The 20,246-nt window shown below is 73.0% G+C and carries 20 protein-coding genes; 15 read left to right on the forward strand and 5 right to left on the reverse strand.

The window, feature by feature from the left end; translation table 11 throughout:
- Positions 1-12 precede the first annotated feature (12 nt).
- Together H030_RS34810 and fdh are read right to left on the reverse strand one after the other, a co-directional pair.
- Positions 13-1,080, reverse strand: a complete 1,068-nt coding sequence (locus tag H030_RS34810; protein ID WP_196809257.1) for a 4Fe-4S dicluster domain-containing protein — start codon at positions 1,078-1,080, stop codon at positions 13-15.
- Positions 1,077-4,268, reverse strand: a complete 3,192-nt coding sequence (gene fdh, locus H030_RS34815) for a formate dehydrogenase (RefSeq protein WP_269208556.1) — start codon at positions 4,266-4,268, stop codon at positions 1,077-1,079. The genes H030_RS34810 and fdh overlap by 4 nt, the downstream gene beginning before the upstream one ends.
- Before the next feature lie 166 nt (positions 4,269-4,434).
- On the opposite strand from fdh, the gene H030_RS0124200 reads away from it, so the two are divergent.
- From H030_RS0124200 to H030_RS0124210, 3 genes are read left to right on the forward strand one after another with little or no spacing between them, the layout of a single operon-like run.
- Positions 4,435-5,085, forward strand: a complete 651-nt coding sequence (locus tag H030_RS0124200; protein ID WP_155892248.1) for a hypothetical protein — start codon at positions 4,435-4,437, stop codon at positions 5,083-5,085.
- Between the two features lie 12 nt (positions 5,086-5,097).
- The gene (locus H030_RS0124205; RefSeq protein WP_027008033.1) at positions 5,098-6,738 is read left to right on the forward strand and encodes a thiamine pyrophosphate-binding protein; all 1,641 of its coding nucleotides are present in this window, start codon (positions 5,098-5,100) and stop codon (positions 6,736-6,738) included.
- A gap of 42 nt (positions 6,739-6,780) precedes the next feature.
- Positions 6,781-7,554: a cyclase family protein gene (locus H030_RS0124210; RefSeq protein ID WP_027008034.1), complete on the forward strand. Its 774-nt coding sequence runs from the start codon at positions 6,781-6,783 to the stop codon at positions 7,552-7,554.
- 14 nt (positions 7,555-7,568) lie between these two features.
- Here the strand turns inward: H030_RS0124210 and H030_RS37825 are convergent, their stop codons facing one another.
- Both H030_RS37825 and H030_RS34820 read right to left on the reverse strand, forming a co-directional pair.
- A complete protein-coding gene (locus H030_RS37825; protein WP_155892249.1) occupies positions 7,569-8,207 on the reverse strand; it encodes a hypothetical protein in 639 nt (212 codons plus the stop codon).
- Positions 8,204-9,586 (reverse strand): hypothetical protein, encoded by a 1,383-nt coding sequence (locus H030_RS34820; protein ID WP_155892250.1) that lies wholly within the window; start codon positions 9,584-9,586, stop codon positions 8,204-8,206. Before H030_RS34820 ends, H030_RS37825 begins: the two co-directional genes overlap by 4 nt.
- Positions 9,587-9,683: 97 nt before the next feature.
- Between H030_RS34820 and H030_RS0124235 the strand changes: the two genes are divergently transcribed.
- The 11 genes from H030_RS0124235 to H030_RS0124285 all read left to right on the forward strand — a co-directional run bounded on the left by H030_RS0124235 (position 9,684) and on the right by H030_RS0124285 (position 18,822).
- Positions 9,684-10,505, forward strand: coding sequence for a substrate-binding domain-containing protein (locus H030_RS0124235; RefSeq protein WP_027008036.1), 822 nt, complete (start codon positions 9,684-9,686; stop codon positions 10,503-10,505).
- Positions 10,505-11,497 (forward strand): phosphate ABC transporter permease subunit PstC, encoded by a 993-nt coding sequence (gene pstC, locus H030_RS0124240; RefSeq protein WP_027008037.1) that lies wholly within the window; start codon positions 10,505-10,507, stop codon positions 11,495-11,497. The genes H030_RS0124235 and pstC overlap by 1 nt, the downstream gene beginning before the upstream one ends.
- Entirely contained in the window at positions 11,497-12,480 is a 984-nt protein-coding gene (locus tag H030_RS0124245; protein ID WP_035129390.1) for a PstA family ABC transporter permease, read from the forward strand. Before pstC ends, H030_RS0124245 begins: the two co-directional genes overlap by 1 nt.
- A 125-nt stretch (positions 12,481-12,605) precedes the next feature.
- Positions 12,606-13,349, forward strand: coding sequence for a phosphate ABC transporter ATP-binding protein (locus H030_RS0124250; RefSeq protein WP_027008038.1), 744 nt, complete (start codon positions 12,606-12,608; stop codon positions 13,347-13,349).
- A gap of 14 nt (positions 13,350-13,363) precedes the next feature.
- On the forward strand, positions 13,364-14,074 hold the full coding sequence (locus H030_RS0124255; RefSeq protein ID WP_155892251.1) for a hypothetical protein: 711 nt from the start codon (positions 13,364-13,366) through the stop codon (positions 14,072-14,074).
- Positions 14,071-14,709 carry a zinc ribbon domain-containing protein gene (locus H030_RS0124260; RefSeq protein WP_027008040.1) on the forward strand — a complete coding sequence of 213 codons (639 nt, stop codon included), beginning with the start codon at positions 14,071-14,073 and terminating at the stop codon, positions 14,707-14,709. Before H030_RS0124255 ends, H030_RS0124260 begins: the two co-directional genes overlap by 4 nt.
- A 2-nt stretch (positions 14,710-14,711) precedes the next feature.
- The gene (locus H030_RS0124265) at positions 14,712-15,086 is read left to right on the forward strand and encodes a hypothetical protein (protein ID WP_035129392.1); all 375 of its coding nucleotides are present in this window, start codon (positions 14,712-14,714) and stop codon (positions 15,084-15,086) included.
- A gap of 36 nt (positions 15,087-15,122) precedes the next feature.
- Positions 15,123-15,938, forward strand: coding sequence for an ABC transporter permease (locus tag H030_RS0124270; RefSeq protein ID WP_027008042.1), 816 nt, complete (start codon positions 15,123-15,125; stop codon positions 15,936-15,938).
- On the forward strand, positions 15,938-16,633 hold the full coding sequence (locus H030_RS0124275) for an ABC transporter ATP-binding protein (protein ID WP_035129641.1): 696 nt from the start codon (positions 15,938-15,940) through the stop codon (positions 16,631-16,633). The genes H030_RS0124270 and H030_RS0124275 overlap by 1 nt, the downstream gene beginning before the upstream one ends.
- Complete coding sequence (locus tag H030_RS0124280) at positions 16,630-17,649, forward strand: ABC transporter substrate-binding protein (protein WP_027008044.1); 1,020 nt, start codon at positions 16,630-16,632, stop codon at positions 17,647-17,649. Before H030_RS0124275 ends, H030_RS0124280 begins: the two co-directional genes overlap by 4 nt.
- Positions 17,650-17,661: 12 nt before the next feature.
- Positions 17,662-18,822 (forward strand): LLM class flavin-dependent oxidoreductase, encoded by a 1,161-nt coding sequence (locus H030_RS0124285; RefSeq protein WP_027008045.1) that lies wholly within the window; start codon positions 17,662-17,664, stop codon positions 18,820-18,822.
- Here H030_RS0124285 and H030_RS0124290 read toward each other — a convergent pair.
- On the reverse strand, positions 18,819-19,514 hold the full coding sequence (locus H030_RS0124290; RefSeq protein WP_027008046.1) for an alpha/beta fold hydrolase: 696 nt from the start codon (positions 19,512-19,514) through the stop codon (positions 18,819-18,821). The genes H030_RS0124285 and H030_RS0124290 overlap by 4 nt on opposite strands.
- Positions 19,515-19,697: 183 nt before the next feature.
- Between H030_RS0124290 and H030_RS0124295 the strand changes: the two genes are divergently transcribed.
- On the forward strand, positions 19,698-20,228 hold the full coding sequence (locus H030_RS0124295) for a hypothetical protein (RefSeq protein ID WP_051223589.1): 531 nt from the start codon (positions 19,698-19,700) through the stop codon (positions 20,226-20,228).
- The last annotated feature ends 18 nt before the right edge of the window (positions 20,229-20,246 follow it).

The following is a 20,246-nucleotide window of genomic DNA, read 5'->3' on the forward strand; positions in this document are numbered from 1 at the left end:
CGCGCGGCCCGCTCACGCGCGCCGCCCCCGGCGCCGCTTGTCCCACGCGTCCCGCGCCAGCTCCAGCCCGCCCGCGGCCAGCGCCGCGCCGGTCAGCACGCCGCCGCCCGCCTTGGAGCCGACCCGCGACGACCGCCGCGCCGCGCCGAAGGCGACCGCCACGCCCGCCGCCGCGGCCAGCCCCGCGCCGACCGCCGCGACCGTCGCGCTGACGACGTTCTCCTGGATCGGCGAGTCCGCCTGCGCCGGCAGGCCGTAGCGCTCGGGCGGCTGGGTCAGCAGGAAGATCGAGCCCAGGCCGCCCGCCAGCTGCTCGCCCTCCGCGTCGCCGCCGCCGTAGAGGTAGGCGTCGGTCCGGCCGCGCGCGTGCAGGGTCGCGACCCGCCGCCGCGCGACGTCGAGCAGCTCCTCGGTCGTGCCGAACTGGATCGAGTCGGTCGGGCACGCCTTCGCGCACGCGGGCTCCAGCCCGTCCTCGAGGCGGTCGTAGCAGAGCGTGCATTTGGCGGCGCGGCCGTCGTTCCTGTCGCGGTCGATCACGCCGAACGGGCACGCCGGCACGCAGTAGCCGCAGCCGTTGCAGATGTCCTGCTGGACGATGATCGTCTCGAACTCGGTCCGGACCAGCGCGCCGGTCGGGCACGCGTCCATGCAGCCGGCGTGCGTGCAGTGCTTGCACACGTCGGACATGAAGATCCAGCGCGACATGTCGGCGACCGCGGCGGCGATGTCGACCTCCGGCTCCACACCGGTCTCCTCCGCGCGTTGCTCCGCGACGGCGACCAAGTCAAGGTCATTGGCTTCGCTCACCGTCAGCGGCGTCGGCTCGTCCAGCTCGATGAAGCGCACGTGGCGCCACGTCGCGGCGCCGAGCCGGCCCGTGTGGTCGTACGAGCCGCCGCGCTTGAACTGCGAGCCGTCGGCCGGGAGGTCGTTCCACTGCTTGCAGGCGACCTCGCACGCCTTGCAGCCGATGCAGACCGTCGTGTCGGTGAAGAAGCCCATGCGCTCGGCCGACTCGCGCCGGACCGACACCTCGCCGCGCGGGGAATGGGGGATTTGGACCCGCCCGCCCCTCATGCGTCGTTCTCCTCGAGGCTCGACGGTGAGAGCTTCGGCGTCTCGGCGACGTGGTCGCGGTTGACCGCCGCGTGCCCGACCGGCGCGAGGGTGACCCGCGAGGTCGCGGGCGTCGCGCGCCGTCCGGCGCGCACGTCGCAGGTCAGCGCCTTGGTCGTCTCGATGTTCACGTTGGGGTCCCCGCTCAGGTGCAGGACGTCGTTGGCGGAGTCGCCGGTGCTGACGCCGTTGTAGCCCCAGTGCCACGGCACCGCGACCTGGTGGATGGTCCTGCCCGCGATCCGCAGCGGCTTCATCCGGCCGGTGACCTTCGCGCGCGCCTCGATCTCCCCGCGGGCGGTGGAGAGGACGAGCCAGCCGCCGTCCTCGATCCCGCGCGCGGCCGCCAGCTCGGGGTCGAGCTCCACGAACATCTCGGGCTGCAGCTCCGACAGCCACGGCAGCGTCCGCGACATGCCGCCCGCGGTGTGGTGCTCGGTCAGCCGGAACGTCGTCATCACGACCGGCCAGCGCGGGTCGGCGGTCTTGTTGATGGGGTTGTCGGGCCGCTCCCAGTGGATGGCGATGGGGTTGGAGCCCAAGGCGGGGTACAACAGGTTCGGGACCGGCGACTCGACCGGCTCGTAGTAGGTCGGCAGCGGCCCGTCGAGCAGGCCCGACGGCGCGTAGAGCCAGCCGCGGCCGTCGGCCATCATGATGAAGGGGTCGGTCCCGGCGATCGCGTCCATGCCCTCGCCGCCGTTCTCGGGCGGGACGTAGTCGGGGCGCTTGTCGACCGGGAAGTCCGGGACGTCGTAGCCCGTCCACTTGCCGGCCTCCTCGTCCCACCACACGTACTTCTTGCGCTCCGACCACGGCCTGCCGGACGGGTCGGCGGAGGCGCGGTTGTACAACATGCGCCGGTTCGCGGGCCAGACCCAGCCCCACTCGGGCGAGACCTCGCCGCCGGGCGCCGTGATGTCGCCCGCGTCGCGGCGCCTGGCCTGGTTGACGCCGTCGGCGAAGATCCCCGCGTAGATCCAGCAACCACATGCGGTCGATCCGTCGTTCTTGAGGTCCGCGAACCCGGAGACCGGCCTGCCGGTCGCGACGTCGTAGCCGTTGATCTCCCTCAGCACCTGCTCGACGACCGGCTCGGCGTGGGGGCCGTGCTCGGCGTAGGGCCAGCTCAGGTGGACGACCGGCCAGTCCTTCGGGTCCGCCGAGCCCTCGTAGTGCTTCATGATGCGCTTGGTCAGGTGGTGCATGAACCACAGCTCGCTGCGCGCGTCGCCCGGCGGGTCGAGCGCCTTGTCGCGCCACTGCACCATCCGCTGGGTCTGGGTGAAGGACCCCTCCTTCTCGACGTGCGTGGCCGCGGGCATCAGGAAGACCTCGGTCTGGATGTCCTCGGTCCGCACCTCGCCGGCCTGGACCTCCGGCGCGTCGCGCCAGAACGTCGCGGTCTCGATCTCGTTGAGGTCGCGGACGACCAACCACCTCATGTTGCGCAGCGCGCGGCGCATGAGCCCGCCGTTCTGCGAGCCGACCGCCGGGTTCTGGCCCATCACGAGCATCCCGTCGAGGCCGCCGTCGACCGCGCGCATCATCGTCGGGTAGTGCGCGTGGTTGCCGGTGATCTTCGGGAAGTGCCCGAAGCCGTAGTCGTTCTCGGCCGTCGCGGCGTCGCCGAACCAGGCCTTCAACAACGAGATGATGTACTGGTCGAAGTGCGACCACCACCCGCGGCGCGCGCCGCCGGTGTCGATGTAGGACTTGAGCGTCGTCTCGTCCTCGTGCGCGCGCGGCTGGTGCAGGTAGCCGGGGAGCAGGTCGTACAACGTGGGGATGTCGCTGGAGCCCTGGATCGTCGCGTGGCCGCGCAGCGCCATGATCCCGCCGCCGGGGCGGCCGATGTTGCCCAGCAGCAGCTGCAGGATCGCGCCGGCGCGGATGATCTGGACGCCGTTGGCGTGCTGGGTCCAGCCGACCGCGTAGCAGAGGGCGGAGGTGCGCTCGCGGCCGGAGTTCTCGATCAGCGCGTTGGCGACCTCGAGGAACTGCTCGCGCGGGATGCCGCAGATCTCGGCGACCATCTCGGGCGTGTAGCGGGCGTAGTGGCGCCTGATGATCTGGAAGACGCAGCGCGGGTCCTGGAGCGTCTCGTCGCGCGTGGGCGCGCCGTCGAGCATGCCGGCGCCGGTCGAGTGCACGAAGGCCTGGGTGGAGTGCTCGCGCTGGCCCGCGGCCGAGGAGATCTCGCCGCCCTCGTAGTTCCAGGTGTTGCGGTCGTACATCCCGGTCTCGGGGTCGAAGCCGGAGAAGAGGCCGCCGAGATCCTCGGTGTCCTCGAACCTGTCGTTGATGATCGTCGAGGCGTTGGTGTAGGCCTTGACGTAGTCCTCGAAGTAGGACTCCGTCTCGATGATGTGGGAGATCAGCCCGCCGAGGAACGCGATGTCGGTCCCGGCGCGGATCGGGACGTGCGTGTCCGCCGACGCGCCGGTGCGGCCGAGCCGCGGGTCGACGTGGATGACGCGCGCGCCGCGCTCCTTCGCGCGCATGACCCAGCGGAAGCCCACGGGATGGGCCTCGGCCATGTTGGAGCCCTGGATCAGGATGCAGTCGCTGTTGGCGAGGTCCTGCAGGAAGGTCGTCGCGCCGCCGCGACCGAACGAGGTCCCCAGACCGGGGACCGTGGAGGAGTGTCATATCCGCGCCTGGTTCTCGATCTGCACCGCGCCGAGCGCGGTGAAGGACTTGCGGATGAGGTAGTTCTCCTCGTTGTCGAGCGTGGCGCCGCCGAGGTGCGCGAACCCGAGCGTGCGGTCGACGCGCTTGCCGGTGTCCGGGTCGACGGTCTGCCAGCCCGCCTCGCGCGCCGCGATGACGCGCTCGGCGATCATGTCCATCGCGCGTTCGAGCGGCAGGTCCTCCCACTCGGTGCCGCCGGGCCTGCGGTACCTGACGGTCGTCAGCCGGCCCGGCTGCTGGACAAGCTGGCGCGACGCCGTCCCCTTCGGGCACATCGTGCCCTGGTTGACCGGCGAGCCGGGATGGCCCTCGATGTCGACCAGCTCACCACCGCGCGTGTACACCGCCTGCGCGCACCCGACCGCGCAGTACGGGCAGACCGACGACGTGACGTCGAGGCCCGCGATGCGAGAACCCGCGCCCTTGGTGGCCTTCGAGACGCTGTGCGGCCCCATGCCCCAGTCGGCGGCGCGGCCGACGAGCGGCAGGTCGCGGAGCTTGCGGAAGGGCGTGGGGTCTTTCGGGGCCACCGGCCGGACCATCATCGCGCACGACCGGGGGCGATGCCAGGCGCGTTGACGGATGCGGACGCAGTGGCCGCGCGGGATGCTGGTTCGTGTCATGAGCGAGGTCATCGAGCAGGTGGTGTGCGCGGAGGTGTTCGCGCCGTGGGCGGATGCGCAGCGGACCGTGGAGGCGCTGGCGCTGGAGCCGTTGATGGACCCGCGCGCGCTGCGGCACGGTCCGGGGTTGCTGGCGCGGGAGGAGGCGGCGCGGATCGCGCGGTGGTTCGGCGGGCCGTCGTACGCGCCCGCTCACCTGATCGCCGATGCCTATGAGGCGCTGGAGCGCGAGACGCGCGCGCTGCACGCCGTCGTCCGGGCGACGCTCGGCGTCCGCGTGCACTACACGCACGGCTCGACCGACCCCTATGACAACGCCGAGGAGCTGTGCGCCGACCTGCGCGCGACGCGCACGATGATGCTCCGGACCGCGGCGCTCGACACGCCGCACCCGCGGCTGGACTCGTCGCGCGGCGGGACCCTCGACCGCCTGCGGGTCGTCCACGACGTCTTCGGCCACGCTGCGCTCGGCCTCGGCTTCGACCTGCAGTCCGAGTACGCGACCTGGCTGCAGTGCCGGACCCTCTTCTCCCCGCGCGCGCGAGGCGCGGCGTTCACCGAGCTCGTCGGCGCGGTCACGACGTTCGTGGCGACCGGCGCCAAGCCGACGCTGCGCGCCGACCTCCCGCCGGAGGACCTGCTGGCGTAGGATCGCGCCCGGATGGCCGGGCAGACGGTGGCGGAGGCGGTCGGGGAGCAGCTCGCGCGCGAGGGCGCGCAGGTCGTCTTCGGGCTGATGGGCTCCGGCAACCTGGTGGTGACCAACGCGCTCGTCGCGGGCGGCGCGCGGTTCTTCGCGGCGCGGCACGAGAACGGCGCGGTCGGGATGGCCGACGGCTACGCGCGGACGACGGGCAGCGTCGGCTTCGCGTCGGTGCACCAGGGCCCGGGGTTGACCAACACCTTGACGGCGCTGACCGAGGCCGCGAAGGCCCGGACGCCGCTGGTCGTGCTCGCGGGGGAGACGCCGGCGGCGGCGCTCAGCTCGAACTTCCGGATCGATCAGCATGACCTCGTGGAGTCGGTCGGCGCGGCCGCCGAGCGCGTGCACTCCGCCGCGACCGCCCGCGCCGATGCGACCCGCGCCCACCTGCGCGCGCAGCGCGAGCGGCGGCCGGTCGTCCTGATGCTCCCGATCGACATCCAGGCGCAGCCCGCGCCGCCGGAGGATCCGGCCGCCGCGGAGGCGCGCGCGGTGGTGGCTCTGCCCCCGGCGCCGAACCCGGCGGCGCTCGACGCGGTCGCGGCGCGACTGGCGGCGGCGGAGCGGCCGGTCGTGCTCGGTGGGCGAGGGGCGGTCGTCGCGGAGGCCGGGCCTGCTCTGCGGCGGCTCGCCGAGCAGAACGGTGCGCTGCTGGCGACGAGCGCGGTCGCGCACGGCCTCTTCTCCGGCGACTCCTACAACATCGGCATCTCCGGCGGGTTCGCGTCGCCGCTGGCCGCCGAGCTGCTCCCGCAGGCCGACCTGATCCTCGCGTTCGGCGCGACGCTCAACCACTGGACGACGCGCCACGGCGCGCTGATCGGGCCGGACGCCGAGGTCATCCACATCGACTTGGACCCCGCGGTGGCGACCGTCGTCGGCGACGCCGCCGCGACCGCCGACGCGCTCCTCGCGCGCGCGTCCGACTCCAGGCCCGGCTGGCGGACCGAGGCCCTGGCCCAGCGGATCGCGAGCGAGCGCTGGAACGACGTGCCGTTCGACGACGCGCCGCAGCCGGGCACGATCGACCCGCGCACGCTGTCCAACGCGCTGGCGGCGCGGCTGCCGGAGGACGTCGCGATCGCCGTCGACTCCGGGCACTTCACCGGCTGGCCCGCGATGCACCTGCACGTTGCGAACGCGCGGTCGTGGCTGTTCGCCAACGCGTTCCAGGCGGTCGGCCTCGGCCTCGGGATGGCGATCGGCGCCGCGGTCGCGCGCGGCCCGGAACGCGTGACGGTCGCCGCGCTCGGCGACGGCGGGACGTTCCTCTCGCTCCAGGAGCTCGAGACCGCGGCGCGCCTGCAGCTGCGCCTGCTCGTCGTGGTCTACGACGACCACGCCTACGGCGCCGAGGTCCATCACTTCGCGCCGCTCGGCGTCGACGTCGCGCCCGCGCAGTTCCCACCCGCGGACCTCGCCGCGATCGCGCAGGCGCTCGGCGTGCGGGGCGTGACGGTCGAGTCGGCCGCCGATCTCGACGCCGCGCTCGCGGGCTGGCTCGGAGCAGGCGCCGGCTCGGGCCCGCTGCTGCTCGACGCCAAGGTCGATCCCACGATCGCCGCCGCGTGGCTCGAAGAGGCCTTCCGCGCGGGCTAGCCCGACGCAACACCACCAACAACCCAGACCAAGGACCAGCACATGCCGATCGCCGACCTCCTCGCCGCCCTCGCCGACGGCTCCGTCACCGTCGTCGACCTGACCCAGCCGCTGTCGGAGACCACGCCGGTCCTGATCCTGCCCGAGCCGTTCGCCAACACGCCGCACCTCAGCCGCGAGCGCCTGTCGAAGTACGACGACGCCGGCCCCGCGTGGGCGTGGGACGTCCTGACCTTCGGCGAGCACACCGGCACGCACCTCGACGCGCCGATCCACTGGATCACCGGCCAGGGCGGCGAGGACGTCGCGTCGATCGCGCCCGCGCGGCTGGTCGGCCCGCTGCGCGTCGTCGACAAGACGGCGGAGACCGCGGCCGATCCCGGCTACCTGCTGACCGCGCAGGACCTCCAGGATCACGAGGCCGAGCATGGCCCGATCGAGCCCGGGACGTGGGTCGTCTTCCGCACCGGCTGGGGCTCGCGCGCGAGCGACGAGGCCGCGTTCCTGAACGCCGGCGAGCAGGGTCCCGTGACGCCCGGCCCGGACGTCGAGGCGTCGCGCTGGCTGGCCGAGCACCCCAACATCGTCGGGTTCGGCGTCGAGACCGTCGGCATCGACGCGGGTGCCGCCGGGGGCTTCGACCCCGGCTTCCCGGTCCACAACTTCCTGCTCGGCGCGGGCCGCTACGGCCTCACCCAGCTGGCGAACGCCGATCGCCTGCCCGCGACCGGCGCCCTGATCGTCGTGGCCCCGCTGAAGCTGGTCGACGGCACCGGCAGCCCGGCCCGCGTGCTGGCCTTCGTGCCGTCGACCTAACTCCGGAGCGACAACTAGGCCTTGGCTGCGGCCTTCTTCTTGGCCTTGGACTTCTTCTTGGTGGCCTTGGGCCTGGTCGCCCTGGCCGGCGCCGGCGAGGCGAGCTCGTCGTCGGACGGGATGCGGGTCCTGCCGCCGCTGGCGGACTTCGGGCAGCCGCGCGGGCGGCCGAGGTCGTACGGACCCGAGATGTACTGGGTGACCCTGCCCCTGTTGTCGGCCGTCGCGTAGGTGACGGTCAGCAGCGGGTCGACGCGCGGCTCGGCGCACAGCGCGGTGCCGATCGCGAACTGGCCCGTGATCTTGGCGTACTGGTTGCCCGTGTACGTGCCGATGCAGTTGAACCCGTAGCCGGGGAAGTCGCCGTTGCAGGTGAACGAGTCGGTGATGACCGCGTTGCCCTGCAGGTCGAAGACCGGGACGTCGGTGCCGAACGAGGTGTCGCTGATCTGCGGCTGGATCTGGTAGCCCGTGATCGGGCCGCCGCAGGCGAACACGTACTGGACCTGCGTGTCGGTGTCACCGGGCGCCGGCTTGCCGGCCTCGATGTGGCCGCCACAGTCGTAGTTGTTGGCGTTGGTGGAAGCGCCGGCGGTCGGCGCCCACACCGCAAGGGCGAGGGCGACGGCCAGCAAGGGGCGTGCGAGGGTCAAGGAGACCTCCGTGTCGTGGACGTTGTGGTTGTTGATGGGGTGGAAGATGTTGGGGTGGTCGACGTCGCCGCCGGCAGCACCGGGTCGAGCGCGCCCGCGGTGGCGTCCGCGGCGGTCGCCAGTGGGTCGAGGCCGAAGAGGCCGTCGAGCGAGCGCAGCAGCGCGACCGGCCCGGTGGCGGTCGCGTCGGTCGCGCCCGCGGTGACCCTCGGCGAGAGGACCAGCGCGCCCGGCGGCGGGGCGTCGGGGACGATCACCAGGACGCCGTCCTTCTTGTAGGCGTCGCTCGCGGTGATCTGCGCGACGAGCGGCGCGAGCTCGGTCGCCGGGTCCCTGGGGACGATCAGCGAGAGCGCGGGCGTCCTGTCGCTGTCCTTGAGGTCGGCCGCGAGCGCGTCGGTCCCGACGGTCGTCGTCGCGCAGTCCGGGCGGTCGCGCAGCGTCGTGAACAGCGACGTCGGGACCAGCGCGCTGGGCGCGGCGCAGCGCAGCGCGGCGTCGGCGACGTAGGCCTTCCACGTCAGGTTGATCGCCGTGAGCTGGTCGGGCAGCGACGTCTCGCCCGCGGGCAGGACGCACGGGGTGGCGTCGGCCGTGCAGTCCGCGGTCGGCACCTGCCCGCCGAGCAGCGCGACGCCGTTGACCGCCGCGCTCGGCCCCGCGCCCGTGTAGCCGGAGAGCGTCGCGCCCTGCGCGGCGAGCGGGGTCAAGATGGTGGGATCGGTCCCCGCGGGCAGCGCGACGAGCCAGACGTGCGCCGGAGTCGTGCCGGCCGGGACCGTCGTCGACTCCGGGGCGGAGGAGGACGTGCTGTCGTCGTCGCTCGTCGTGTCCGTGTCGTCGTCCGCGGTCGAGTCGGTCGAGTCGGTGGTCTTGGTCGCGGCGGGCGTTGCGTCGGCGGCCGCCGTGGCGTCGTCGTCGGCGCTCGGAGCGGCCGCCGGGGTGGCGGCGGAGTGCCTCGGCGTCGCCGGCTGCCTCGCCGCGGGCGCCTCCGCAGCAGCGGTCGTCGTGGCCTCCGGGACGACGAGCGCGACAACTTGGCGCGCCGGCGCTGCCGCCAGCGAGTCCTCCGGCGTCGGCCCCAAGGCCGCCCCCGCAACCCCACCGAGAACCAGCGCACCCGCGGCCATCGCGACCGCGACCCGCGGCGAAGGCCTCCGCCTTGCCGGGCCGGCAGCACTCGATCCCGCCGGAACCGCTGCCGGAGCGGCAGGAACGGTGGTCGGCTCGCCGCCGAGCGCCTCCTCCGGCGGGAACCCCAGCGCCAGCAGGGGATCCACGCGGCGGGGCGCGACGAGCGCGCCGCAGCCCAGGCAATAGCGCTGCTCGGCGTCGTAGAGCGCTGAGCACGAGGGGCATGTGGAGGGTCGAAGGGTCATGCCCCAGACCTTTTATGTGCAAACCCGATCTGAATTGTGTGGTTAGGATATTGTCCAGCAACCAACCATGCAAACTGGGAAAGGGAGTTCCGTGGAGATGACTCGCTCTCGTCGCCTCACCGCCGCGGTCGCCGCCGTCGGCGTCCTCGCAGTGGCAGCACCCGCCGGCGCACAGGCCAAGGCCAGCACGATCACGATCAGTGGTGCGACCGGCTCAGCGCCGCTGATCGCGCTGCTCGCCAAGAAGTACGTCGCGCTCAAGCCCGGCAAGGTCAGGTTCAAGCTCGCCCAGGGCGGCGGCGAGGTCGGCATCCAGGACGCCGCGGCCGGCCGCGTCACGATCGGCAACGCCGCGCGCGACCCGCGCCCGAGCGATCCGTCGGGCCTGGTCTTCTACCCGATCGCCAGGGACTTCTTCTGCTTCGACACCAACCCGGCCAACCCGCTGCCGAACCTGTCGCTGCAGCAGGCGCAGGCGATCTGGACCGGTCAGGTCCGCAACTGGGAGGACATCCCGGGCTCGAGGGTCACGGGCACGATCGACCTGATCGGCCGCACCTCGGCCTCGTCGCTGCCGCCGCTCGTCCAGCAGCTCCTGCTCGGCAACAAGACGATCTCGTCGCTCGCAGCGCTGAAGCCGTCTGACGGCCTCGTCGAGTCGACCGTCGGCAGCGACAAGAACGCGATCGGCTTCAACTCGGGGTACTACGCCTCGCAGAGGGACGTCCACGCGGTCTCGTTCAACGGCGTCGCCTGCAACCTCGCCAACGCGAAGTCCGGCCAGTACCCGGGCATCCGCACGTACTACGAGGTCACCCGCGGCCCGGCCCAGGGCGCGGCCTCCGCGTTCATCCACTGGATCCAGAAGTCGCCGGTGGCCCGCAGGATCATCGCGTCGATCGCGATCCCGCTGGACTGATGCTGTCCCGGCTCATCAGGCGTGAGCCATGGACGGACCGCAAGGCCGCCGCGCTGCTCGGCGCGGTGGCCTCGCTGGTCCTGTTGATCATCGTGCTGATGGTCGGCTTCGTCGCCGTGCGCGCGTGGCCGGCGATCCATGCCAATGGCTATGTGAAGTGGCTCGGCCCCGGCGGCGACGTCGACAAGCAGCTCGGCTCGATGATCGCGACCGGGCAGCATCCGCCGGAGTCGGCGTACCACCTGCGCGCGTGGCCGCTCGTCTACGGGACGCTGCTGACGACGGGCGTCGCCGTGATCGTCGGCCTCGTCTTCTCGATCTTCTGCGCGATCTTCATCGTGGAGTTCGCGCCCGCCCGCCTGCGCAGGGTCGTCGTCCCCGCGGTGCGCCTGCTCGCCGCGGTCCCGAGCGTCATCTACGGGTTGATCGGGATCCTCGTGCTCGCGCCGTTCGTGGGCAACCACATCATCTCGCTCGACCGCAAGGCGTCGGTCCAGAACGTCGTCCAGCTCGACGGGACCGGCGTGCTCGTCGCGATCGTCGTCCTGACCGTGATGATCACGCCGATCATGATCGCGATCGTGGTCGACGCCCTGCGCGCGATCCCGACCGCCTGGACCGAGGGCGCCTCGGCGCTCGGCGCCAACCGCTGGGAGGCGATCTGGACGGTCTCCGTCCGCGCGTCGCGCCCCGCGATCGTCGCCGCCGCGGTCCTCGCGACGGCCCGCGCGCTCGGCGAGGCGGTCGCGTTGTCGATGGTGTCGGGCTCGCGCGGCTTCTCGCCCAACCCGCTCGACGGCATCACCTACATCTTCGAGCCGATCCGGCCGCTGGCCGCGTCGATGGTCGAGAACGTGGACGCGATGAACGCGCCGGCGGTCAAGTCCTCCATCTACGCGTTCGCCCTGCTGTTGCTGCTCTCCAGCTTCGCGCTGTCGGTCGGCGGCTTCTTCGCCAAGCTCCCGATGCGCCGCCAGGGGCTGCGGGTCTGATGGCGACCTACGCCCCCGAGCAGCCGCCGCAGGAGTACCCCGCGCCGCTGCGCCCCGCGCCGAAGGGCGACTCGATCCGCAACTGGCGCTGGTCGCACAGGCTCGCGTTCGTGTCCGCCTGGGCCTGCGGGATCGCGCTCTGCCTCGTCGCCGCGGCGATCGTCATCTACATGGCGGTGCGCGGCCTGCAGTACCTCAACATCAACCTGCTCACGTCGCGCCCGCAGCCCGCCCTGCAGCAGGCCAGGACCGGCGGCATCCTCGACCCGATCGGCGGCACGCTGCTGCTGACGCTGATCGGGATCGCGATCGCCGTGCCGCTCGCGGTGACCACCGCGGTGTGGCTCGTCGAGTACGGCAGGCCCGCGCCGCTGGCCCGCGCGGTCGAGTCCGGGATCGAGGTCGTCGCCGGGACGCCCGACATCGTCATCGCGATCTTCGGTCTGGCGATCTTCCAGCTGCACCTGTTCGCGCCGCTGTCGTTCACCGCGTCGGGCGGCGGCGTCTTCGGCCGCTCGTTCGTCGCGGCCGGCGCGATGATGTCGCTCATCGCGCTGCCGCTCGTCTTCGGCGCCGCGCGCGAGGGCCTGCTGTCGATCCCGTCGCACACGCGCGAGGCGTCGTGGGCGCTGGGCAAGACGCGCATCTGCACCATCCGCACCATCCTGCTCCCGCAGATCCGCCACAACGTGGCGACCGGCGCCGCGCTCGGGATGGGCCGGATCGTGGGGGACACGGCAGTTGTTGTCGTCCTTCTGGGCGCGACGCTGCAGATCGAGCCCCAGGGTGACGTCCCGATCCTCGGGACGCTGCGCGGGACCGGCTCGACCCTGACCAGCTACGTGTACAACGCCTCGCCCGCCGGCGAGGGCAACGCGCCGCAGAAGGCCTACGCTGCGGCGTTCGTCCTGCTGGTGATCGTGATGTCGTTGAACTTCGCCGTCGACCGCCTCGGCCGCGGCCGCAAGGAGGCCTCGCTGTGAGCACCCTGGAGATGCCGCCGCCGCGGCGCCCGATCCGCCTCGACCGCACCCCGCTGCCCGAGCCGGAGCCGACGCTCGACGTCACCCGCAACGCCGCGCCGCGCGGCCCCGGCGGGCCGGAGCGCATGCGCGTCGAGCAGCTGTCGGTGTTCTACGGCGCCAAGGCCGCGGTCAACGACGTGTCCTTGCCGATCCACGCGGGCGAGGCGCTGGCGCTGATCGGCCCGTCGGGCTGCGGCAAGACGACGCTGCTGCGCACGCTCAACCGGCTGACCGAGACGACCGCGGGCGCGACGCGCGGCGGCCGCGTCCTGCTCGACGGCACCGACGTCGAGCAGCTCGAGGTGACCGCGCTGCGCCGCCGCGTCGCGATGGTCTTCCAGCAGCCCAACCCGTTCCCGATGTCGATCTTCGACAACGTGGCCTACGCGATCCGCGTGCAGAACAAGAAGCGCCCGGGCCGCAGGGAGCTGATGCCGCAGGTCGTCGACGCGCTGCGCCGCGCGGGGCTCTACGACGAGGTCGCCGACGGCCTCGACCGCCCGGCGCTGCGCCTGTCCGGCGGCCAGCAGCAGCGGCTCTGCATCGCGCGCGCGATCGCCACGCGGCCGGAGGTGCTGCTGATGGACGAGCCGTGCAGCGCGCTGGACCCGCGCTCGACCGCGGTCATCGAGGAGCTGATCGGCGAGCTGCGCCGCGACCTCGCGGTCGTGATCGTCACCCACAACCTCGCCCAGGCGCACCGCGTCGGGGACAAGGTCGCGTTCATGTACCTGGGCGACCTGGTGGAGTACGGTGCGGCCGAGCAGGTCTTCGCCGCGCCGCGCGCCGAGCGCACGCGCGACTACGTCGCCGGGGCCTTCGGGTGATCCGGGCGGTCATCATGATGCTGTTGCTCACGACCGTCGCCGCCGCCCTGTCGGCGTGCGAGTCGACGGAGGAGAAGAGCGCCCGGATCGCCAGGGAGGGCAGGCAGGCGTTCACGGACAACAAGACGTTGCGTGTGGATCGCTCGCGCGACCTGCGGGTCGCGCGGACCGCGGTGATCCGCGGCGACGGCGGCGCGATCGCCGCGGCGGTCGAGATCCGCAACGCGGGCGCGAAGGCCCAGCGCGACGTCCCGGTCCTGATCGACGTCCGCGGCAGCGGCGGGACCAGCCTGTACAAGAACGACACGGTCGGCCTGCAGCCCGCACTGCAGCGGCTCGCGTCGGTGCGCGCGCACGGGACGGCCTGGTGGGTCAACGACCAGGTGACCGCGGCGAGCGCGCCGCGCAGGGTCGTCGCCGAGGTCGGCGCCGCGCCCGCGGCGACCACGATCCCGGCGCTCGCGATCGAGGACCCGCACTTCGACGGCGACGCGACCGGCCGCTTCCTGACCGGCACGGTGACCAACCCCACCAACAAGCTGCTCAAGCAGGTCCCGGTCTTCGCGGTCGCGCTCAAGGGCTCACGCGTCGTCGCCGCGGGCCGCGCGTTCGTCACCAAGCTGCTGCCCAAGGGCGCCAGGAAGCGCGCCGCGTTCCGCATCTACTTCGTCGGCGACCCGCGCGGCGCGCGGGTCGCCCTGACCGTCGCACCCCCTGCCTCATGAGCATCATCAAGGAGAACGTCGTGACCACCTGCCCGAGCTGCGGAGCACCGCTCGCGGGTAACCAGCGCTACTGCCTGAACTGCGGCACGCGCCATCCGGAGGCGCGCCTGGAGTTCCTCGACGTGCTCGACGAGGACGTCCGCGCGCGCAGCGCGCCGCCGGTCGTCGTGCAACCCCATGGGGTTGCTCCGGCGGGCGGGAGGCTCCAGGCCCACACCGGCCTGCTCGCGCTCGCGTCGCTGCTGGTGCTGACGCTGCTGTGCGGGCTGCTCGTCGGCCACTGGGTGACCGACCGCAGGTCCAACGACGCGCCGGCCGTCGCGGCGCCCGCGCCGCAGGTGATCCGCGTGGAGGGCGGCGCCGCGACGTCGGCCGCGCCCGCCGCGACCGCTCCGGCGACGAGCACGCCGGGCGCCGGCGCCGGCGCGGCGAGGACCGCGAGGAGGAGCGACAGCAGCGACGCGAAGACGGCCAAGGCGCCCAAGGGCGCCGTGTCGGTCAGGTCGCTCACCTCCAAGAAGGCCGTCGATGACGCGGTCAGGAAGGGCAAGCCGATCTCGACCGGGACCGGCAGGCTGCCGCCCAAGGACGACAAGGCCGCCGGTGGCGGTTCGGCCTTCGAGACGATCGGATGAGCATGACCACCAACAACGAGACGCCGCTGCCCGGCCCGACGTCGCTCGACGAGCTGCGCCGCCGCCGCCACGAGCTCGCGCGCCAGGTCGCCGCGCTGACCTTCGACCTCGGCGGCCTGACCTTCGAGATGGCCACGCGCGACCACTACCGCCTCGACGTCCTCTCCCGCCGCGCCGCCGAGCTGCAGCGCGTGGACGCCGAGCTGGGCGAGGTCGAGCGCCTGCTGGCCGCCGCGCAGGACGGCGTCACCGGCGCCTGCCGATCCTGCGGCGCGGTCCGCTCGCGCGGCGCGACGTTCTGCTGGCAGTGCGGCCAGCCGCTGGTCGACGGGGTCGCGCCGCCCGCCGCCAGTCCGCGGGCAGACGTATCCGCATAAATTCGGTAGGAAATAGGGCATATGAGGTGCGAGCCCATGAGCGCACCTCCTTTCTCCGCATCCACCACCGTTCGCGCGGCGCGTCGCAGGGCGCCGCGCGCGATCAACCTGTCGTGGTTGGTCCGTTGGATCAGCCCACTGGCGATCCTGCTGCTCTGGCAGCTGGCGTCGTCGACCGGCCTGCTCTCGCCGAAGGACCTGGCGGCGCCCACCACGATCCTCACCGCCGCGTGGGACCTGGTCCAGAACGGCCAGCTCCCGGACGCGTTGTTGGTGTCGTTGCGCCGGGCGGCGCTCGGCCTCGCCGTCGGGACCGCGTTCGCGGTCGTCCTCGGCGCGATCGCCGGGCTGTCGAAGACCGGCGACGCGATCGTCGACCCGCCGCTGCAGATGCTGCGCACGCTGCCGCTGTTCGGCCTGATCCCGCTGTTCATCCTCTGGTTCGGGATCGGCGAGACGCCGAAGGTGCTGCTCGTCGCGCTCGGCGTCGTGATCCCGTTGTACCTCAACCTGGTCGCCGCGCTGCGCGGGATCGACCCGGAGCTGTTCGAGGTCGCCGACACGCTGCGCCTCACGCGGCGCGAGCGGTTCAAGCACATCATCATCCCGGGCGCGCTGCCCGGCGCGCTCGTCGGCTTCCGCCAGTCGCTGGGCGTCGCGTGGCTGGCGCTGGTCGTCGCCGAGCAGGTCAACGCCGGCTCGGGCCTCGGCTACCTCATCAACAACGCGCGGGATTTCCTGCAGACCGACGTCGTGGTCGTCGGGCTGCTCACCTACGCGGTGCTCGGCCTGCTGACCGACTGGCTCGTCCGGATCCTCGAGCGGCGCGCGCTGCGCTGGCGGGACGCGTGATGACGGTCGCCGCGCTCCACGACGCCGGGCGCAGCTTCGACGGCGCGGTCGTGCTCGACGGCGTCGACGTCGAGCTCGCACCCGGCGAGATCGTCGCGCTGCTCGGCCGCTCCGGCTCCGGCAAGACGACGTTGTTGAAGGCGTTGGCCGGGCTCGACCACGGTGTGACCGGCGCGGTCGACACGGCCGAGCGCGTCGCGGTCGTCTTCCAGGACCCGCGGCTGCTGCCGTGGCGCGACGTGCTCACCAACGTCGCGCTCGGCGTCCGCGGCCCGGACCCGGAGGGGCGGGCGCGCACCGCGCTGGCCGAGGTCGGTCTCGCCGGCCGCGAGCACGCGTGGCCGCGCCAGCTCTCCGGCGGCCAGCGCCAGCGCGTCGCGCTGGCCCGCGCGCTGGTGCGCGAGCCGGACCTGCTGCTGCTCGACGAGCCGTTCAGCTCGCTCGACGCGCTGACCCGTGCGTCGGCCCAGCAGCTCGTCGCCGACCTGCACGAGCGCCACCGGCCGGCGGTCCTGCTCGTCACCCACGACGTGGAGGAGGCGCTGCTGCTCGCCGACCGGATCCTCGTCCTCGACGGCGGCAGGATCGCCTCTGAGCAACACCTACAAAAAGACCTAGGCGACCGCCCGCGGCGCCGTGACGACCCCGAGCTGCAGCGCGTGAGAGGCGCGCTGCTGGAGGAGCTGGCCGCATGAGAAGACGATCCATCGCCCTGCCGACCGCCGCGCTGGTCGCGGCCGCCTGCGCCGCGGGAGCGTCCGGCTGTGCCTCGTCGGTCAGCGACAACGCGTCCGGTGCGGAGGGCCCGAGGAAGGTCACCACGACCGGCGGCGACGCGTCGAAGGTCACGCTGCGCGTCGGCGTCCAGAAGGACGGCATCCGCTCGATCCTCGCCGCGTCCGGCGCGCTGAAGGGCGTTCCCTACAAGATCGACTGGTCGATCTTCGCCTTCGGGCCGCCGCTGGTGGAGGCCGCGGGCGCGGACAAGATCGACGTCGCGGGCGTCGGCGACACGCCGCCGATCTTCGGCGCGGCCGGCGGCTCGGACTTCCGCGTGATCGCGACCGAGCGCTTCGACAACCGCAAGGACGACACCCTGCTCGTCCCCAAGGGCTCCGACATCACCGATCCCAAGCAGTTGAAGGGCAAGACGATCGCGGTCCCGAAGGGCAGCTCCGCGCACGGCTTCACGCTGCGGCTGCTCGATCGCCTCGGCCTCAAGCAATCCGACGTCAGGTTGTCGTTCCTGGCCCCGGCCGACGGGCTGGCCGCGTTCTCGTCCGGCAAGGTCGACGCCTGGGCGGTCTGGGAGCCGTACGTGACGCAGGCCGAGGAGGCGGGCGCGCGTGGGATCGCGGGCGGGCAGCCCGACGAGGACGGCTGGTCGTTCGAGATCGCCTCGACCAAGGCGGTCGAGGACCCCAACAAGGCCGCGGCCCTCAAGGACTACATCTCGCGCCTGCAGCGTGCCTTCGCCTGGGCCAGGACGCATCAGAACGAGTGGGCCGACGCGTGGGCCAAGGAGTCCGGCCTGCCGCAGGCGACCACCCGCGCCGCCGTGCCCAAGCGCCTGGCGTCGTTCACGGCCGTCACGCCGGAGGCGACGCAGTTCGAGCAGTCGCTGGCCGACACGCTGACCAAGCACCAGGTCATCCCGAAGAAGGTCGACTTCTCGTCGATCGTCACGACCGGGCTCGTGCCCGCAGCCTGAGGAGAAGCGAGCATGTCCATCACCTTGCATTGGTTCCTGCCCACCACCGGGGACTCCCGGACGATCCTGGGCGCCGGCAACGCGGTCGGCGCCCACCACCGGCGCGCGGACGCGGCGGCGGGCGAGCGGCCGCCGAGCCCCGAGTACCTGGGGCAGATCGCGCGCTCCGCCGAGCAGCTGGGCTTCGAGGGCGCGCTGACGCCGACCGGCACGTGGTGCGAGGACGCGTGGATCGCGACCGCCGCGCTGACGCAGGTCACGCAGAAGTTGAAGTTCCTGGTCGCCTTCCGGCCCGGGCTGCTGTCGCCGACGCTCGCCGCGCAGATGGCGGCGACGTTCCAGCGCGTGTCGCACGGGCGCTTGTTGCTGAACGTGGTCGTCGGCGGCGACGAGGTCGAGCAGAAGCGCTTCGGCGACTTCGTCCCGAAGGACGACCGCTACGCGCGCGCGGCCGAGTTCCTGGACGTGGTCCGGGGCGCGTGGACGCAGTCGCCCTACAACTACGACGGGCGCTTCGTCCGGGCCGAGGGCGCGGAGGTCGCTGACCCGCCGGCGTTCCCGGGGATCTACCTCGGCGGCTCGTCGTCCCCGGCGCTCGACGTCGCCGCGCGCCACGCCGACGTCTACCTGACGTGGGGTGAGCCGCCGGAGGCGGTGGCGGCCAAGCTCGACGCGGTCCGGGAGCGCGAGGCCGCGGCGGTGGAGTCCGGCCAGCGCCTGGCGTCCGGGCCGCTGCGCTTCGGGATCCGGCTGCACGTGATCGCGCGCGAGACCAGCGACGAGGCGTGGCTGGCGGCCGACCGGCTGCTCGCCGACCTCGACCCGGCGGCGATCGCGCACGCGCAGAAGGTCCAGGCGGCGTCGCAGTCCGAGGGTCAGCGGCGGATGAGCGCGCTGCACGGCGGGCGCGTCGACGACCTCGAGATCGCGCCGAACCTGTGGGCGGGCGTCGGCCTCGTGCGCGGCGGGGCGGGGACCGCGCTGGTCGGCTCCTACGAGGAGGTCGCCGACCGGATCGCGGAGTACCACGCGCTCGGGCTCGAGGAGTACATCTTCAGCGGCTATCCGCACCTGGAGGAGGCCTACCACGTCGGCGAGGGCGTCCGGCCGTTGCTGGCCGAGCGCGGGCTCCTCGCCGACGGGGCGGCTTCCGCTCAAGCGGTGGGCGTCTAGGCCGCCGCCTTCAGGATCACCTCGGCGACCTCCGAGGGCCGGGACACGCCGAGCGCGTGAGAGGCGCCGGTCAGCTCGACCGGCTCGGCGCCCGCGCGCTCGGCCATCGCCCGCAGGCCGGCCGGCGGGATGTTGAGGTCGAGGTCGCCGTGGATGAAGTGCGCCGGGACCGACTTCCACAAGGGGTCGGCCGGCGCGCCCTCCTCCAGCGCGGCCTGGGCGACCGGGCGCTGGGTCGCGGCCATCAGCTGGGCCTCGACCGTCGACACGTCGGCGGCGAACTGCGCGTGGAAACGGTCGCGCTGGATCGACAGGTCGGTCGCACCGTCGGCGCGCGCGATCGGCGAGAGCGCGGCGCCGAGCGTCGAGCCCGGCCAGCGCGAGGACAGCTCCAGCGCGGACTCGCCGGCCTCCGGCGCGAACGCGGCGACGTAGACCAGGGCCTTGAGGTCGGCGGCCGCCGGGTCGGCGGCGGTGATGACCGAGCCGCCGTAGGAGTGGCCGACGAGGACGACCGGGCCGTCGATCGTGCGCAGCAGGTCGCTGAGGCCGGCCGCGTCGGCGGCGACGCCGCGCAGCGGGTTGGCGTAGGCGACGGCGGGCCTGCCGGCGCGCAGGAGCGCGTCGATGACGCCGTTCCAGGAGGACGACTCGGCGAACGCGCCGTGGACGAGGACGATCGTTGGGTTCATGCCATCCACGCTGTCGCACCCTCGCGCGCGTCGCACCGGGGTCGGTCCCTGGTCCGGGCCAGGGGGTCCCTGGTCCGGGGTGTCCCGGGGCGCAGCACCAGGGCGCGGCACGGGTGCGACGGATCGGGCCAGGCGCGAGCGTTCTCCTCGTCGCCATTCACTCGATCAAAGGACCCGATCACCATGCAGCTCTTCCTCATCCGCGGCCTCGTCGCTCTTGCCTGGGCCGCCGCGTTCAGCGCCGCCTCCGACTCGCTCACCCTCGGCGCGGGGGTGTTGTTGGTGCTCTACCCCGGGATCGACGTCGTCGCGTCGCTGCTCGACGCCCGGACCCAACCCGCCGGATCGCCGGCGCGCGGCCTGCTGCGCTTCGAGGTGGTCGTGAGCTCCGCGGCCGCCGTGGCGCTCGCGATCGCCGCCACCGGCACGTTCGCCGACGTCCTCGCCGTGTTCGGCGCCTGGGCCTCGGTCACCGGCGTCGCGCAGATCGTCGTCGCCGTGCAGCGCCGGCGCGAGCTCGGCCTGCAGCTCCCGTTCCTGATCTCCGGCGGGCTGTCGGCGCTGGTCGGGCTCGTCTACATCGGGCAGGCGCTCGGCGACGACCCGAAGCTCGACATCCTGTCGGTCTACGCGGCCGGCGGCGGCGTCTGGTTCGTGCTCCAGGCGGCGGTCCTGGCGTGGCGCTCGCGCCGCTCGGCGGCGCAGGCCGCGTGACTATCCTGGGCGCCGCTC

This window comes from Conexibacter woesei Iso977N, assembly GCF_000424625.1.
GTDB lineage: Bacteria > Actinomycetota > Thermoleophilia > Solirubrobacterales > Solirubrobacteraceae > Baekduia > Baekduia woesei_A.

Bases quoted from the DNA above. Each gene is read 5' to 3' on its own strand.
- H030_RS34810 (WP_196809257.1), bottom strand. From the start codon at position 1,080: ATGAGGGGCGGGCGGGTCCAAATCCCCCATTCCCCGCGCGGCGAGGTG.
- H030_RS0124200 (WP_155892248.1), top strand. From the start codon at position 4,435: ATGAGCGAGGTCATCGAGCAGGTGGTGTGCGCGGAGGTGTTCGCGCCG.
- H030_RS0124205 (WP_027008033.1), top strand. From the start codon at position 5,098: ATGGCCGGGCAGACGGTGGCGGAGGCGGTCGGGGAGCAGCTCGCGCGC.
- H030_RS0124210 (WP_027008034.1), top strand. From the start codon at position 6,781: ATGCCGATCGCCGACCTCCTCGCCGCCCTCGCCGACGGCTCCGTCACC.
- H030_RS34820 (WP_155892250.1), bottom strand. From the start codon at position 9,586: ATGACCCTTCGACCCTCCACATGCCCCTCGTGCTCAGCGCTCTACGAC.
- H030_RS0124235 (WP_027008036.1), top strand. From the start codon at position 9,684: ATGACTCGCTCTCGTCGCCTCACCGCCGCGGTCGCCGCCGTCGGCGTC.
- pstC (WP_027008037.1), top strand. From the start codon at position 10,505: ATGCTGTCCCGGCTCATCAGGCGTGAGCCATGGACGGACCGCAAGGCC.
- H030_RS0124245 (WP_035129390.1), top strand. From the start codon at position 11,497: ATGGCGACCTACGCCCCCGAGCAGCCGCCGCAGGAGTACCCCGCGCCG.
- H030_RS0124250 (WP_027008038.1), top strand. From the start codon at position 12,606: ATGCGCGTCGAGCAGCTGTCGGTGTTCTACGGCGCCAAGGCCGCGGTC.
- H030_RS0124255 (WP_155892251.1), top strand. From the start codon at position 13,364: ATGATGCTGTTGCTCACGACCGTCGCCGCCGCCCTGTCGGCGTGCGAG.
- H030_RS0124260 (WP_027008040.1), top strand. From the start codon at position 14,071: ATGAGCATCATCAAGGAGAACGTCGTGACCACCTGCCCGAGCTGCGGA.
- H030_RS0124265 (WP_035129392.1), top strand. From the start codon at position 14,712: ATGACCACCAACAACGAGACGCCGCTGCCCGGCCCGACGTCGCTCGAC.
- H030_RS0124270 (WP_027008042.1), top strand. From the start codon at position 15,123: ATGAGCGCACCTCCTTTCTCCGCATCCACCACCGTTCGCGCGGCGCGT.
- H030_RS0124275 (WP_035129641.1), top strand. From the start codon at position 15,938: ATGACGGTCGCCGCGCTCCACGACGCCGGGCGCAGCTTCGACGGCGCG.
- H030_RS0124280 (WP_027008044.1), top strand. From the start codon at position 16,630: ATGAGAAGACGATCCATCGCCCTGCCGACCGCCGCGCTGGTCGCGGCC.
- H030_RS0124285 (WP_027008045.1), top strand. From the start codon at position 17,662: ATGTCCATCACCTTGCATTGGTTCCTGCCCACCACCGGGGACTCCCGG.
- H030_RS0124290 (WP_027008046.1), bottom strand. From the start codon at position 19,514: ATGAACCCAACGATCGTCCTCGTCCACGGCGCGTTCGCCGAGTCGTCC.
- H030_RS0124295 (WP_051223589.1), top strand. From the start codon at position 19,698: ATGCAGCTCTTCCTCATCCGCGGCCTCGTCGCTCTTGCCTGGGCCGCC.